The 15,583-nt window shown below is 40.2% G+C and carries 14 protein-coding genes; 13 read left to right on the top strand and 1 reads right to left on the bottom strand.

Annotated elements, in window-relative coordinates:
• Positions 1-710 precede the first annotated feature (710 nt).
• The 4 genes from GT508_RS13930 to GT508_RS13915 all read left to right on the top strand — a co-directional run bounded on the left by GT508_RS13930 (position 711) and on the right by GT508_RS13915 (position 2,979).
• Positions 711-1,388: a Sir2 silent information regulator family NAD-dependent deacetylase gene (locus GT508_RS13930; protein ID WP_192934833.1), complete on the top strand. Its 678-nt coding sequence runs from the start codon at positions 711-713 to the stop codon at positions 1,386-1,388.
• Positions 1,389-1,392: 4 nt separating this feature from the next.
• Positions 1,393-1,965, top strand: a complete 573-nt coding sequence (locus tag GT508_RS13925; RefSeq protein ID WP_243144136.1) for a hypothetical protein — start codon at positions 1,393-1,395, stop codon at positions 1,963-1,965.
• Between the two features lie 359 nt (positions 1,966-2,324).
• Positions 2,325-2,540 (top strand): hypothetical protein, encoded by a 216-nt coding sequence (locus tag GT508_RS13920; protein ID WP_055182629.1) that lies wholly within the window; start codon positions 2,325-2,327, stop codon positions 2,538-2,540.
• Positions 2,541-2,562: 22 nt separating this feature from the next.
• Positions 2,563-2,979, top strand: coding sequence for a hypothetical protein (locus GT508_RS13915; protein WP_055182627.1), 417 nt, complete (start codon positions 2,563-2,565; stop codon positions 2,977-2,979).
• Positions 2,980-3,030: 51 nt separating this feature from the next.
• Here the strand turns inward: GT508_RS13915 and GT508_RS13910 are convergent, their stop codons facing one another.
• The gene (locus GT508_RS13910; protein WP_055195463.1) at positions 3,031-3,546 is read right to left on the bottom strand and encodes a helix-turn-helix domain-containing protein; all 516 of its coding nucleotides are present in this window, start codon (positions 3,544-3,546) and stop codon (positions 3,031-3,033) included.
• Between the two features lie 391 nt (positions 3,547-3,937).
• Here GT508_RS13910 and GT508_RS13905 point away from each other — a divergent pair, with 391 nt between their 5' ends.
• The 9 genes from GT508_RS13905 (at position 3,938) to GT508_RS13870 (ending at position 15,392) form a co-directional block, all read left to right on the top strand.
• On the top strand, positions 3,938-4,393 hold the full coding sequence (locus GT508_RS13905) for a Fic family protein (RefSeq protein WP_330576956.1): 456 nt from the start codon (positions 3,938-3,940) through the stop codon (positions 4,391-4,393).
• 184 nt (positions 4,394-4,577) lie between these two features.
• Entirely contained in the window at positions 4,578-4,721 is a 144-nt protein-coding gene (locus tag GT508_RS14490) for a hypothetical protein (protein ID WP_192934834.1), read from the top strand.
• Positions 4,722-4,817: 96 nt separating this feature from the next.
• Entirely contained in the window at positions 4,818-7,223 is a 2,406-nt protein-coding gene (locus GT508_RS13900; RefSeq protein WP_161144483.1) for a PAS domain-containing hybrid sensor histidine kinase/response regulator, read from the top strand.
• An 84-nt stretch (positions 7,224-7,307) separates the two neighbouring features.
• Positions 7,308-8,384 (top strand): SPFH domain-containing protein, encoded by a 1,077-nt coding sequence (locus GT508_RS13895; RefSeq protein ID WP_161144482.1) that lies wholly within the window; start codon positions 7,308-7,310, stop codon positions 8,382-8,384.
• Between the two features lies 1 nt (position 8,385).
• Entirely contained in the window at positions 8,386-8,940 is a 555-nt protein-coding gene (locus GT508_RS13890) for a hypothetical protein (RefSeq protein WP_161144481.1), read from the top strand.
• A 262-nt stretch (positions 8,941-9,202) separates the two neighbouring features.
• A complete protein-coding gene (locus tag GT508_RS13885; RefSeq protein WP_161144480.1) occupies positions 9,203-12,814 on the top strand; it encodes an ABC transporter ATP-binding protein/permease in 3,612 nt (1,203 codons plus the stop codon).
• Between the two features lie 122 nt (positions 12,815-12,936).
• Positions 12,937-13,665 (top strand): DUF554 domain-containing protein, encoded by a 729-nt coding sequence (locus GT508_RS13880; protein WP_161144479.1) that lies wholly within the window; start codon positions 12,937-12,939, stop codon positions 13,663-13,665.
• Between the two features lie 66 nt (positions 13,666-13,731).
• On the top strand, positions 13,732-14,820 hold the full coding sequence (locus GT508_RS13875) for a GGDEF domain-containing protein (protein WP_055282025.1): 1,089 nt from the start codon (positions 13,732-13,734) through the stop codon (positions 14,818-14,820).
• A gap of 44 nt (positions 14,821-14,864) precedes the next feature.
• Positions 14,865-15,392, top strand: a complete 528-nt coding sequence (locus tag GT508_RS13870; RefSeq protein ID WP_055282023.1) for a CinA family protein — start codon at positions 14,865-14,867, stop codon at positions 15,390-15,392.
• The last annotated feature ends 191 nt before the right edge of the window (positions 15,393-15,583 follow it).

Genomic DNA, 15,583 nt, shown 5'->3' with positions numbered 1-15,583 from the left:
GATGATAAAGATGCCGCACTGGAAAAGTTTAAAATCACATTTCAGAAACAGCGTCTATGGAATGAGGTCTTAAAGATGTCGTTTTAATTTTGTGTTATACTGTTTTATAGGATTTTCTTGCCCTTGTATTTGCCCTTATCAGAGTTCGTAAACACTGGTGGGACAATATAATACAAGGGAAACAATAAGGGAAAGCTCACCTGCGATAAACTTAGTGTTTTCAAGGGCTTGAGAGATATTTGATAATAAAATATAACAATTATTAAATTCCTTGGAATACATGAAATCTCAATTCAAGTTTGTAGAATTCAAAAATTTAATATGAAATGTGAGATAGAGCGTATGGAAATTAACTATACGTTCTATTTTTTTGCCTTTTTTGAAAAAGTGATTAGAAAACTATTGACATTTTGTTACTGGCAAAACTGCAAAATCGATTTTGCTTTCCTGTGGTGCCAGACTTTCAACATTTGATATTCAGGAGCTTCGAGAAAGCATGTCGTATGACGAAATGGAACGGGATATGATCGGCGATCAGAGAATAGCCATGTTTGTCATCATCAGTGATACCGATGACACATTCAATTTTAAAGGTTTTTAACTTTCCTGATTTTAAAATAATACCGATCAATAATATCCTGCAATGTAATGGATTTCATTTTTTCATCTACCATATTTTGAATTTCATGATAGAAGTCCCCAATAGCGAATTGAATGTTGATACCGATTCCACAATCCGGATTGGTATCTGTGTCCAGGTGAAGCAGCGGCTTATCGCCCTCTACAGCTCGGTAGATGCCGTTTTGATAGGCGGTGGTTCTGGTCTTTCCAGTGCGGCGGGATATAACCATTATCATTGGCTGCCCTATATGGAGGAATGTTTACAAGATTTCAAGGAGTGGTATGGACTGAAATCTCCTTTTGACGGTTTTTACTACTGTTATTCATCGCCGGAACAACAGTGGGCATATTATGCACGTTACATACAAAGTATGTGGGATGCACCTACAGGACAGCCATACTATGACCTGCGTGATATTGTGGCGGAAAAAGAAGTCTTTGTTTTAACAACCAATATAGATATGCAGTTTGAACGGATTTTTCAGAAAGAACGGATTTGCGATTATCAAGGTAACAGCGGCTATCTTCAATGCAGTCAGCCTTGCCATGACCAAATTTATTCCAATGTAGAAATGATTCGCAGGATGAACGAAAATATCCGGGAGCTGCGTGTTCCTTCCGTGCTTCTGCCAAGATGTAATGAGTGCGGGAGAATCATGGTTCCCTGGGTAAGGGATGATACATTTTTGGAGGGGAAAGACTGGAGAGAAAGTGTAAGGCGATATGAGAATTTCCTAAAAAAATATCTTATATCTGGATTTGGATAGAATCTTGCAGGGAAAGGATTTTCATATCTTAACGACTAATCAGGATACACAGTTTGTAAAGATTTATCCGGAAGAAAAGGTCAGTGAGATTCAGGGAGATCATCGTTTCTTCCAGTGTTCCCAGTGCTGTCAGGATGAAACATGGGATGCCGTACAACCTGTGGCAGATATGATTGCGGCTATGGGAGAGGGGACAATGGTGCCGGATGAACTGATTCCTCGCTGCCCTCATTGTGGTGCGGAAATGTTTCCGTGGGTAAGAGGATATGGAAATTTTCTGCAAGGGAAAAAATACGAAGAAGAATATGAGAAAATCTCAAAATACATTCAAAAGAACAAAGATAGAAAAATTCTCTTGATAGAACTTGGAGTAGGGCGCATGACACCGATGTTTATACAGGAACCGTTTTGGGAACTGACAAACAGTTTGAAAGATGCATATTATATTTCCGTAAATTCAGAATATCAGTTTTTGCCGGAATTCATTGAAGATAAGGGAATTGCTATTTTGGGAGATATAGGAACAGTGTTAAAAGATTTGCGGAAAGCAAAAGAGGAAAGTGCATTTGTATGTTAAGTTGATTCTGTTTGAAAAAAATACTGCTATATAACCAAAAGGCTCAGGGAATTTCCTCTGGGTCTTTCTTAAGATTCCTCAAAAATTGAGAATTACATATGTTCAATTCTTTGTATTAGGTATATATTTTGAAAAGTTGTCCGGTTATACTGACAATATCAAAAGGCAGAACTGTTAGAATGAGGTGAGCAGATGGATACAGCACAGAAAATAAGGTTAATTCGGATGATTGAAAAAATAGAGAAGAATCCAGAATTCAGTAGTAAAATTGGTGTGAGAAATACATCTGAGTTTATATCAAGTAAACAATCAAAAAAATGAATGATTCAAATCATAACAGGAGTCAGAAGGAGTAGAATATGTTATCGTTACTATTTGTTATATGCATGATCTGGTTTATTGGAAAATTTTTTATATTTGGTGTAAAAGCATCCTGGGGAATCTTAAAGCTGCTCTGTACAGTTGTATTTTTCCCGGTGATTTTGATAGGAATGGTTGTTGGCGGACTGATTTATATTGCATTTCCATTGTTGATCATCGGCGGAATCATTGCACTTATATCATCTAACTCATAAAAATACGAGGAGGGAAGAAATTATGGGATATGATATAGAAAAAGAGAAACGAGAAGCGATTGAAGCAGGACAACGTGCGTTAAGTAGTCTTCGGACAGCAGAAGAAAACCTGAACAGTGCAAAAAATTGGGGCTTGGTGGATATGTTTGGCGGTGGATTCTTTTCTACGATGTTGAAACACTCCAAGATGGATCAGGCCAGACAAAATATGGAACAGGCGAAATATGATCTTCGTAATTTCAGTAGGGAATTAAATGATGTGAACATGGCTTGTAATTTAAACATCAATACTGGAGACTTCTTATCCTTTGCAGATTATTTTTTTGATGGATTTGTTGTGGATTGGATGGTGCAGGATCGAATCAATAATGCCAGACATCAGGTGGAAGAAGCTATCCGCAGAACGGAATACATCATAAACCAGTTACAGCATATGTAAAGGAAAGCGGCAGTGGACCATAAATAGGTTCGCTGCCTTGTTTTTTCATACTTATTTTTGTTTCTTTTTTTCTTCTCTGAGCAATTCGATGTTTAGTCCCTGCTCTCCGGCTGTTTTGTCAACCCAGAGATTCAGAGAATCTATTGCCAGAGAAATTTCATCCAGTTTGTTGCTGATAAAAGCAAAATCTTTGATTTCATCATCGCTGATCTTACCGTCACGGGCAATCTGGATCAGACGTGTGGTAAGAGGATTAATCTCATTCAGACTGGCAATGGTTTCCAGGATTATATTGGATAAGTCAGAAACTTCGACTTCCGGGACATAACGATGTCCGATTTCACACTTATGAGAACAATAATAATTGCAGAGATCCGGGCGCTTGTAAGCATCAGCCATCTGGATGATATCGTAAGGTGTGGGTTCCTGCATTTCATATTCAAACTTTTCGATTTTAGAATCAGAAACAGCAGTCATTTTTTCGCTGGCTTCTGATCTGGTAAGACCGGCTTCTTCCCGGCAAATCTGATAAAATGTTTTATTTTCTCTTGTAGATTGTTTTCCCATGAGAATAACCTCCCTGTATATCGCAAAACATGAGGATTATCGGGTGGTAAGTCCACATGCTGTACGTCTATTTCCTTTGTGAATTTCATTATACTTGAAGCATCAAGAAACAACAAGAGATAACAGGAAGGAGCAAGTTATATGCTTTTGTGGCAAGGCAACAGCACATATGATACAGAAGCAGATAAAAGAAGGCTGCGAAACATAAGGCATGATAATAAGCAAGATGAAATGCTGAGAGGTGAAAAATTATGGCAGATTATACTCCACCGTTTACGCTTACAAACACAATGTTGGATTGCGTTGCATCTATATCGGAGAAAATCGGAAAAATGAGTGCATTAAAAAATTTGGAAGCAAAACCTCATTTAAGAAAGAACAATAGGATTAGATCCATCCATTTTCAGATGGAAATGGGCGAATGGCAAGATTATGGCACACATGTCTTTTGCCAAAATGGAAGTCAGTTTTTCAATATATTCCAATTGAAAGTCAGATAGAAAAGTTTCAGGATGAATATTATAATGCAATAGCAAAGGGTCATATCAATGGGGATTCGAATGTTTTTATTGAATTCATGTTGAAACAGATTGATAAAATATTGGAAGAGATATTATTAAGAGCAGATGAACAGGATGAGCATGTAACAGAATATGTAAAAAAATTATTGAATGTTATGGAATACGAAGTGCCATATACAAGCACTGTTTTGATGGAAAAACTCGGACTTAAGTCAAAGGAAACTTTTCGCAAAAATTACATGAATCCGGCTATGCAACTTCAGTTGGTACAAATGACAATTCCAGAAAAACCGAAAAGTAGGAACCAAAGATATATAAGAAGATGATAACATGAAGAGAGCCGCAACATTTCGCATTATAATCTGCACAGCCAGTATGTAGAGAGAAGGGGCATATCAAAATGACAGCCCATTTTCTCTACATTTTTTTATAAGCGTTACCCCATTCGACCATTGAGTCGAGAATAGGTTTCAGAGTAAGTTTTTTTCATGCAAAAGGGAGGTGCCGTGTATGAGATATGCACGTAAAGATGTAGAGAAAACAAAGAAAATAGCAAAGAAATTTGTACGCTATCAAGAAGGAGCAGAGGCATTACATTCGATATTGCAATCTCCTTTATTTGACATTAAAATGAAAGAGAAAAAACAATATTGATCCATACAATATATTTTGAGATAAGTATATGTGTTTAGAATGTTGCCTGAGAGTAAAATTCTGATATCAGTAAAGTATACGAAGAGGGACAGGGTTATGAAAAAGTTGAACGAAGAGGACATACAGGCATATTTTCAAGCAGGAAATTCCGGATTTTGGAAAGTAGAGTTTGAAGAAGGGAAAAAGACAAGACTGTATACGGATGAAATCACAAATGAACTGTTTGGAATTACAGAAGCTATGTTTCCGGAAAAATGCATGGAATATGTAGAGAAACATATTTATCCGCAGGAGAAGGAGTGCTTCCAGGATTACATAGAAGAACTGAAAAGTCATGAATCGGAAGCAGTTTACCGTTATATGCATCCTGTAAAGGGAGTCATTTATATACGCTGTACAGGAAGAAGAGTCCCATCTCCAGACAACATGATATGGCTTGTGGGCTATCATCAGGAAGCAGAAGATATTGTTCGTTTTGAAAAAGAAAAACTTCTGGAGAACCGGTTGCTGCGACAGAACCAGCAATTAAAGGATGAAAACAAAAACCAGAGTTTTTATTATAAAGAGCTTCTGGATACGATAAGTGTTGGAGTACTATCCTATACCTTGCCAGAGCATGAGATTGTCCATATGAATGCAGAAGCTATGCGTATCTATGGAGTGGAGACATCTGAAGAAGCACAGGAAAATCTGGGCAGACTCATAGGGGCTGTGTCCTATTTAAATCAGAATGTAATTGAGAAACTGATGGATATGCGATACCATGATGGAGCTGTTTCTTATGAATGTGTAATCCCTGACAGAAAGGGAAATCTGACACCGGCGATTGCGAAGACGGAAATTTTTTATACATCGAACGGGAAAAAAACAATATTAACCACATTCCTTGATATTTCTGAAAATGTTACTCTGAAAAAATCACTGAAAGAAGCACAGGCAAGCAATGCGGTCATATCCGCAATTTCAAAGATTTACTGGACGATTTATTCTATGGATCTGCGAACAGACAGTTTTGAAGAAGTTGTCGGGGGCGAAGTGATGCATCGATTAACAGGCAGTCATGGATGTGCGTCAGAAGCATTTCGTACTGCACGGAAAAGCGTTATTTCCAAAGAAGACCAACAATCCATGCGGGAGTTTTTTGATGTTACAACGCTGGCAGACAGGCTTAAGCAGGAAGAGACGATTGCAAGAGAATATCTTGCTGCAGACGGACACTGGCATATGGGACGATTCATTGTGAAGCAGCGTGATGCAAACGGAACTGTTACGGAGGTGCTTTATGTAGCACGTGACATTACGGAAGAAAAAAAGCAGGAGTTTGAATATCAGGAACAGTTGAAAAGAACTGCCCAGGAAGCGGAAAAAGCGAATGTTTCAAAGACAGATTTTCTCAGACGTATGAGCCATGATATCCGGACGCCAATCAATGGAATCTGTGGAATTACGCAGATTGCAAATCATTTTCCAAAAGATCTGCAAAAACAGCAGGAGTGCAGAGATAAAGTCTTGACAGCATCTGGATTTCTTCTGAATCTTGTGAATGATATCCTGGATGTGAATAAAATGGAATCCGGAACATTGCAGTTGGAAGAAAAAATATTCGACTTACGCAAGGTGCTGAGTGAATCGTCAGGTATTGTTGAGATGCAGGGACGTGAAAAGGGAATTTCACTGAGCTTGGGAGCTATCAATATCATACATAGTCAACTGGTAGGAAGTCCTCTTCATCTTCAGCAGATCCTACAAAATATAGGAAGTAATGCAGTAAATTATAATCATGTAGGTGGTAAGATTGTTGTTAGCTGCCAGGAGATCAGTTCAGACGACCGGACCGCAGTATTTGAATTTACCTGTACAGATAATGGGATTGGGATGAGTGAAGAGTTTCAGAAGCATCTGTTTGAACCTTTTACACAGGAGAACAGACTGGAACAGAATGCCAGTATGGGAACTGGTCTGGGAATGACTATTGTCAGCCAGTTAGTAACAATGATGGGAGGACAGATTTGTTTTACCAGTAAAGTTGATGAAGGCACTTCATTTGTGATCACACTCCCGTTTCGCATTGTCGCAGATATGGAATTAAAAATGCCAGAATCATCCGGTGAGAATGTTTCACTGAAAGGTAAAAGAGCACTTCTTGTTGAAGATAATGAATTGAACATGGAAATTGCACAATTCATATTGGAAAATGAGAACATGAAGGTTAGTTGTGCATGGAATGGAAAAGAGGCAGTGGATATTTTTGCCAGGTCAAAGCCGGGAGAATATGATCTGATATTAATGGATATCATGATGCCGGTTATGGATGGCCTGGAAGCAACAAAACAGATACGGGCAATGAATCGTCTTGATGCCAAACTTATTCCTATTGCAGCCATGTCTGCAAATGCTTTTCAGGATGATGTGGAGCGCAGTAAAAAGGCAGGAATGAATAAACATATTTCAAAACCATTGACAGGGGAAGGTGTAATCAGGGAGATTAAAAGTATGTTGTAAAGCTGATTCAGAGCAGAACATTGTCATGTTAGAAATTCTATTGAAAATGAGGCAGTGGAAATCAGGAAAGTGGGGGACTTTAAGATGGAAATAATGGATGTTATAAAATATAATGGAAGGCCGGATGTCTTCGCATGGAAATATCCGGGTGAAGAGCTTGGAACATGGTCGCAGCTGGTAGTTAATCAGTCACAGGAAGCCGTGCTTGTAAAAGGTGGAAGTGTGGCAGATGTGTTCGGGCCCGGAACGCATACGTTGGATACAAAGAATATTCCGATTCTGAATAAGATTATCAATCTTCCGTTTGGCGGGAAATCTCCGTTCAAGGCAGAAGTATGGTATATTAATAAAGGATATTACCTGGATATTAAGTGGGGAACACCAACGCCGATTCAGATCCAGGATCCAAAGTATGGAATATTTATTCCGATACGCTCGAATGGAGCATTTGGAATTCATGTAACAGATTCGGTGAAGTTTTTGACAAAACTTGTGACGACCATGAATGTTTTTGATGCAGAGACTGTAACGAAGTATTTCAGAAGTCTGTATGTGACGAAGATAAAGGATACGATTTCTTCATATCTACTTCACAGAAAGATCAGTATTCTTGAGATGAATGCGTACATAGATGAAATTTCACAATATATGAAGGAGACAATCTGTCCGATAATGGAAGAGTATGGACTGGAACTGACTTCATTTTATGTAAATGAAATCAGCACACCGGAAGATGATCCGTCTGTGGAAAAGCTCAAGGAGGCTTTATCCAAGCGTGCCGAGATGGAGATTATAGGCTACAATTATCAACAGGAGAGATCCTTTGATACATTGGAAAATGCGGTCAGTCACGGGAATGCAGATGCAGGTTCTGTGATGGGAGCAGGAATGGGTCTTGGAATGGGATTCGGCGTTGGAAGAGAGATGGGAAACCAGTTCTCTTCTATGGCACAGAATATAGATTTGCGTGGCGGATATAGAAAATCAAAATTCTGCCCGCAGTGCGGGAACGAAGTCCTGGCGGATGCAAAGTTCTGTTCCGAGTGTGGAAGCCGGCTTATAAGCAAAGAGAGACACTGTCCACAGTGTGGAACTGCGTTGGAAGGGAATCAACGTTTCTGTCCGGAATGCGGAAAACGATTAGAAGGGGAGGAAATATAAAATGTTGATCATGAAAAAGATTCTGTCAGTTGTGGGGATTATCGGAGGAACATTTTTTCTTCTGGTTGCAGCAATCTGTGTGGAAGAATGGTTCTCTGATCCGGCATATGCAGCGGATATGGAAATTTCGGGATTGATTATGTGCATTGTTCTTGGAATTTTCGGGGTGATCCTGATTGTGCTCGGGATCCAGACACTCCGTCTGCAAAAGCTGTATCGAGAATATAAAGAGATTGCAGAAGCTTCGCAGGATGGATTTATCCCGGATATGGCAGCGATTCTTAGCCAGCCGGAGGATAAAGTACGTCGAAATCTTGAAAAATTGTGTAAAAAGAAATATTTTAACGATGCTTATGTGGATAACAAGGCAAAGTTATTTGTTCGAAAGGATCAGATGAATCAGAAGATTGGTAACCCCTCTTTTACAAAGACGGTCAAACAGACAGATGCAGAACTTATTACTGTAAAATGTAAGGGGTGTGGTGGTATCAACAAAATTCAAAGAGGAGCCGTGGGCGAGTGTGAGTATTGTGGTTCGCCAATCAGCGGGGAATAATAAAAGAAAGACCTATTGTGGAACCATTATCCACGATAGGTCTTTCAAAGTGAAACTGTAAATACTATTCTGCAGTAACTGTAGCACCGAAAGCCCCCATTACTTCCGAATTCGCTTCAGCATACACACCAAACTGTCTCTGGTAATCGGCTAATTTTTCCTTTGCATTGGTAAAACAAATTTATTGATTTGATTAATGGAGTGTAGTATAGTGAGAGTAAGAAATTCTTAAAGCTGATACTATATTTATAGGAGAATTTAAATGCTTCAAATACAACACATAAAAAAAGAGTACCGGACGGGAAGTCTGGTACAGAAGGCTCTGGACGATGTGAGTCTGAATCTGAGAGATAATGAATTCGTAGCAATCTTAGGTCCCAGTGGTTCCGGCAAAACCACGCTTCTGAATATTATCGGAGGACTGGACCGCTACGACAGCGGAGATCTTATCATCAATGGCATTTCCACAAAAAAATATAAGGACAGAGACTGGGATTCGTACCGTAATCATACGATTGGTTTTGTATTCCAAAGCTACAATCTGATCCCGCATCAGACGGTGCTTGCGAATGTTGAGCTGGCATTGACAATTTCGGGAGTCGGGAAGGAAGAACGAAGAAAGCGTGCAGTGGATGCACTGGAGAAGGTGGGTCTTGGGCAGCAGCTTCATAAGAAGCCGAACCAGATGTCGGGAGGCCAGATGCAGAGAGTTGCAATTGCAAGAGCGCTGGTCAATGATCCGGAGATCCTGCTTGCAGATGAGCCGACAGGGGCACTGGACAGTGACACCAGTGTGCAGGTCATGGATCTTCTTAGAGAGGTGGCGAAAGACCGTCTGGTCGTTATGGTCACACATAACCCGGAACTTGCAGAGCAGTATGCGACCAGGATCGTCAATCTGAAAGATGGAAAGATCCGTTCGGACACAGATGAATATATTGTGGAAGAGGAAAATCTGGCACCGCCGGAGCATAAGAATATGGGGAAATCTTCCATGTCTTTTCTGACGGCATTGTCACTGAGTTTTAATAACTTAAGGACAAAGAAAGCAAGAACCCTTCTGACTTCTTTTGCAGGATCTATTGGAATTATCGGAATTGCACTGATTCTGGCTCTTTCAAATGGCGTCAACGCTTATATCCGGTCCATTGAGGAGGAGACATTGTCTGAATATCCACTGCAGATACAAAGTACTGGATTTGATCTCACTTCCATGATGGTGGGTATGAATGGGGATCCCGGAAGCAGTGATGATAAGAAAAGTGGAAAAGATAAAGATAAGGTAAAGGTCATGCAGGTAGTCACCAATATGTTTTCAAAGATGGATTCCAATGACCTTGGTGCTTTAAAAAAATATCTGGACAGTGGTAAATCTAAGATTCATGACTATACAAAAGCAATAGAATATTCTTACAATGTGATGCCGCAGTTGTTCCGACAGGACGGTGACAATGTTCGTCAGGTCAATCCGGATCAGTCATTTTCTTCATTGGGACTTGGTGCATCTGCAGGTTCGAATAGTCTGATGTCCTCCATGATGAGTACCAATGTGTTCTTTGAGATGCCGGAAAATACGGATCTCTATGAAGGACAGTATGATGTAAAAGCCGGAAGATGGCCGAAAAAATATAATGAATGCGTTCTTGTGCTGACGCCGGATGGTTCTATGAGCGACTTCTTATTATATACATTGGGACTCAGAGACCAGGTTGAACTCGATGATATGATTAAGCAGTTCATCAACGAAGAGACGATAAAAACGCCTGAAAATATTGGAACTTATACTTATGATGATATTTTGGGAAAGACATTTAAACTGGTAAATGCTTCAGATTATTATGAATATGACGATCAATATCAGGTGTGGAAAGACAAAACTGACAATGCGGATTACATGAAAAAACTGGTCGAAGACGGTGAGAATGTAAAAATTGTGGGAATTGTACAGTCAGCCGAAGATGCGAAGGCTTCATCACTGACACCGGGAATTAACTATACCGCAGACCTTGTAAATCATGTGGCAGAACAGGCAAAAGGCAGCGAGATTGTAAAACAGCAGCTTGCGAATCCGAATGTAAATGTATTTACCGGGGAAGAATTTGGCAATACAGATGGGAATAATGGATTTGACATGAATTCTCTGTTCAGTATAGATGAGGATGCCCTGAAAAACGCATTTGGTTTTGACAGCAGTGCCATGAACAATCTTGGAAGTTCCATGGATCTGTCGGGACTTGATCTTTCCAAGGCATTTCAGATGGACGGAAATTCTATGGATTTGTCCGGTATGGTGAATCTGGATCAGGTAGAAATCAACATGGGCAATATGCCACAGATGAATCTGGGGGATATTCTTACGAATCTGGATGTACAGGTCAATGCGGATGGCATGCAGAAAATGTTATCCGGCCTTTCGGAAGGTTATCAGGAATATGTAAAGAGCCATCCGGAAGCGGATTATTCCAATCTTGGAAATCAGATTGCAGAATATCTGACTTCCAATCAGGCAAAGGGCATTATTCAGAAATATTTGAAAGACATTCTGAAAAATAACGGGGAAGTTACGATTACACCAGAGCAGATTAAGGAACTGTTGACCAGCGTGATGAGTGATTTTCAAAGTTGGCTTGTAGAGCAGAACGCTAATCCGGGCGCAGGGGAATTTGGAACGTACTTCCAGCAGTATCTACAGACCGGGCGTGCCAATGCAATTGTAAATAAATGGGCCAATGAAATATTTGGAGATATAGATTTCAACATTTCCGGTGACACACTGCAAGCTATGGCAAAGGAACTGGCAGATGGGTATACTGCATATGCAAAGGAAAAGAATTATGCAGATCCGACAAAGATGGCAGAGAATTTTGTGAATTATATAAAGACGGATGATGGAAAGAGGCGCCTGAATCAGGGACTTTATGAGGCAATCAATATGGACAGTCTCCAAAAGCAAATCAGCACGGCCATGAGTAGCTACATGGGTCAGGCCATGAGTGCATATACCGGTGCCATTTCTCAGGCAATCAGTACACAGATGACATCCGCTATGAGTCAGGTGACCACGCAGCTTGCCGGTGGACTTGAAACGGTTATGACATCTGCCATGAGCCGGATTGGAGAAAATCTGCAAAAAGCACTGGGAGGCTCTATGAACTTTAATGCCAATGCATTTGCAAATGCATTCCAGTTCAATATGACGGAAGATGATCTGACGGAACTTATGATGTCCATGTCCGGAGCACAGAGCGCTTCCTATGATAATAATCTGCAGCAGCTCGGATATGCAGATTTCAGTCAGCCGAGTTCCATTTCCATTTATCCAAAAGACTTTGATAACAAAGAAAAAGTGGTAGAGGTTCTGGATCATTATAATCAGAAAATGGAAGATGAGGGAAAAGAAGAACAGGTGATTTCTTATACGGATATTGTAGGAACGATGATGTCATCAGTGACTACCATTATCAATACAATCAGCTATGTACTGATTGCATTTGTGGCAATTTCCCTGCTCGTATCATCGATCATGATTGGAGTTATTACTTATATTAGTGTACTGGAACGAAAGAAAGAGATTGGTATTTTAAGAGCCATTGGAGCATCCAAAGGAAATATCTCGCAGGTATTTAATGCAGAGACATTTATCATTGGACTCTGCGCCGGACTTATCGGTATCGGACTGACGCTTTTGATATTGATTCCGGGAAATATGCTGATACATGCACTTGCAGACAATAACCGGGTCAGTGCAATCCTTCCAATCGCACCGGCGATCGTACTGATTCTTTTAAGTGTGGTGCTTACCTTACTTGGCGGATTGATTCCTTCAAGGAAAGCTGCCAAGAGTGATCCGGTGACCGCACTTCGAACAGAATAATGAAAAATAAAAGTTTACATGGTAAAAAGTTTTGTGATAAACTAAATGTCAGATTGTAAATTCGCGGTGCAGAGGGAATTCCCTGCACCGTATCTGTATTTTTAGAAAGACGAGGGATAACTATGCCAATAGGAGTTATTATCAATGCCCTGTCGGTTGCTGTCGGTGGTGTGATCGGGGCATTATTCGGGCATAAACTGCCTGAAAAATTTAATTCGGAGCTTACCAAGATTTTTGGAGTCTGCTCAATGGGAATGGGAGTTAGTTCCATCGGGCTTATGAAAAATATGCCTGCCGTTATTTTTGCAGTGATTATCGGAACTGCATTTGGTTTGGCTGTTAATCTTGGAGGAATGATTAATCGTGGAGCGGTTTGTATGGAGAAACCGGTGGGAAAATTATTCCCGAATAAGAATAAATCTATGTCCAGGGAAGAATATATGTCCATGCTTGTGACAATTATCGTGCTGTTCTGCGCCAGTGGGACAGGAATCTACGGTGCGTTGGATTCGGGAATGAGTGGGGATCATACGATTCTGATTTCCAAGTCGATTCTGGATTTCTTTACTGCGATGATTTTTGGAGGAACATTGGGGATGGTGATCGCAGTGGTTGCAATTCCGCAATGCGTGATTTTCCTTATTATATTCGCAGCAGCAAAATTTATCTTTCCACTGACCACACCGGATATGATTGCAGACTTTAAAGCATGTGGCGGCTTTCTGCTTCTGGCTACCGGTTTCCGGATTGCAAAGATTCATGATTTCCCGGTTGCAGATATGATTCCGGCTATGGTGCTTGTGATGCCGGTGAGCTGGTTCTGGGTAAATATGATAGTACCGGTACTGTAAAGTAGTGGATAATAAAATATGTTTCATAGTATGTTTCAGAATTAGAAGAAAATGGAAAGGTATGCAATGAACGGATATTTTTGTGTATTAACTACAATTGATTTTTTTGTTTTATGTTTTATGTGTATTCTCACATATTTGAGTGAAACGCTTAGTAAAAAACAAAAGCGAGGTTTCTTTCTTGCCTTTGTTCTGATCGCAGGGATTTCCGTACTGGAAGTCATTACTCTTGTAGTGGATGGTCTGCCTCCGGGGTACCGCTGGCTGAATATTACTGCTAACTATCTTGGCTTTGGTCTGTCACCGGCTGTCTGTATCTGTCTTGTATACGTTTTGGACAGGAAAACAGCTCTGCGGCGTGAGATCAGGACGGCGGTGCGTATTGAAATCGGGTATTTGATTTTTCTTTTTGTTACGATTCCATGTGGAATTGTGTTTTCTGTGAGCGCAGATAACATTTATTCACGTGGTCCGCATTTTTATATATATGTCATCATGTATTTTGGGGCGATCTTATATCTTTCTGCATCTACGGTCATTACCGCCAGGGAGTTTCAGAATCGCAGCAGACTTCTGATCTATCCACTTATTCTTTTCGTGATGGCGGAAACGATCATTCAGGTTGCTCTTCCCGAACTTCATGTTACCTGGTTATGTGTTACGTTGCTATCGGTATTGTATTTTATCTATTGCAGCGAGATGTGGAATCAGTTGGATGCACTTACAGGGCTTTTGAACCAGAACAGCTATCTGAAGCAGACAGGTGGGGTGAGGTACAAAGGAGGAGTGCTGGTCGTGTTTGATGTGGATGATTTCAAACAGATCAACGACCAATACGGCCATATACAGGGAGATCTTTGTCTTGCAGGAATCGCAGAATGCATCAAAAAATCTTATGCAAACTTTGGATATTGCTATCGTATAGGTGGTGATGAGTTTTGTGTTCTTCTGAAAAACGGTGGCAACGAAGGAAGGTGTAAACAAGAATTTTTGCAGAGACTGCAAGAAAAACGAGGGGAGATTGCATTTTTACCTACGGTATCCTATGGATCAGCCCCGTTTTCCGGAGAGGATATTGTTAAGGTTAAAGACAGAGCTGACCAGGATATGTATCAATATAAAAAAGAACGTAAGAATCGGAAAAGATTATCCTAAAAAGAGTTTATATTAGAATAATTATAGAAGATAAGGTGAAATAATTGAAGAATGCAAATGGTTATAATGAGTCGGACATCAGAAAAGACTACCACAATCTGACAAAATTATTAATAGAGAAGAATATGACGATCACGACGATGGAATCTGCCACATCAGGGCAGATTGCATCTTTGATTACCGATACCGAAGGGTCATCAGCTATATTAAAAGGCGCATTTATTACTTATTGCAATGAAGCCAAGATCATGCAGGGGGTTCCGGCAGAAATCCTGGATAAATATACGGTATATTCAAAAGAAACTGCAGAGGCTATGGCGAAAGCCTGTGCGAAAACATACAATGCCAATATAGGTATTGGTGTCACCGGTACGATGGGGAATATAGATCCGGCTAATTCGGATGCATCTGTTCCAGGACGGGTATATTTTGCAATTGTGACAGATGGTAAAGTGGAGTCGTATTATGTGGAATTAGAACCACAGCCTACACGTCTGGCTTATAAGCTGGCAGTTGCAAAAAAAGTCTGCGATGCACTTATGAGACAGCTGGAAAATTTAGACAGAGCATGACTCATTTCATTATGAGAGAGTTATGCTCTGTTTTTGTGAAAATGTATATAAGAGAATGAGGAATAGAAGTAGAATTGTCTGAATTGTCTAAATTGCAGAAAATATAAAAACAATGTTGACAATTCAAACGCCCTTGTGGTATATTAATCTAGCTGTCGCGTTAGACAAGGCCGTGAGGTAACAGAGTCGAA

This window comes from Dorea sp. BIOML-A1, from assembly GCF_009875615.1.
Lineage (GTDB): Bacteria > Bacillota > Clostridia > Lachnospirales > Lachnospiraceae > Dorea_A > Dorea_A amylophila.
The sequence above is the reverse complement of the archived record's forward strand: the minus strand, read 5'-3'. Positions and strand labels throughout refer to the sequence as shown.

What these genes read in the sequence shown, in the direction of transcription:
- GT508_RS13920 (WP_055182629.1), top strand. Translation starts at nt 2,325, where the DNA reads ATGTTATCGTTACTATTTGTTATATGCATGATCTGGTTTATTGGAAAA.
- GT508_RS13915 (WP_055182627.1), top strand. Translation starts at nt 2,563, where the DNA reads ATGGGATATGATATAGAAAAAGAGAAACGAGAAGCGATTGAAGCAGGA.
- GT508_RS13910 (WP_055195463.1), bottom strand. Translation starts at nt 3,546, where the DNA reads ATGGGAAAACAATCTACAAGAGAAAATAAAACATTTTATCAGATTTGC.
- GT508_RS14490 (WP_192934834.1), top strand. Translation starts at nt 4,578, where the DNA reads ATGAGATATGCACGTAAAGATGTAGAGAAAACAAAGAAAATAGCAAAG.
- GT508_RS13900 (WP_161144483.1), top strand. Translation starts at nt 4,818, where the DNA reads ATGAAAAAGTTGAACGAAGAGGACATACAGGCATATTTTCAAGCAGGA.
- GT508_RS13895 (WP_161144482.1), top strand. Translation starts at nt 7,308, where the DNA reads ATGGAAATAATGGATGTTATAAAATATAATGGAAGGCCGGATGTCTTC.
- GT508_RS13890 (WP_161144481.1), top strand. Translation starts at nt 8,386, where the DNA reads ATGTTGATCATGAAAAAGATTCTGTCAGTTGTGGGGATTATCGGAGGA.
- GT508_RS13885 (WP_161144480.1), top strand. Translation starts at nt 9,203, where the DNA reads ATGCTTCAAATACAACACATAAAAAAAGAGTACCGGACGGGAAGTCTG.
- GT508_RS13880 (WP_161144479.1), top strand. Translation starts at nt 12,937, where the DNA reads ATGCCAATAGGAGTTATTATCAATGCCCTGTCGGTTGCTGTCGGTGGT.
- GT508_RS13875 (WP_055282025.1), top strand. Translation starts at nt 13,732, where the DNA reads ATGAACGGATATTTTTGTGTATTAACTACAATTGATTTTTTTGTTTTA.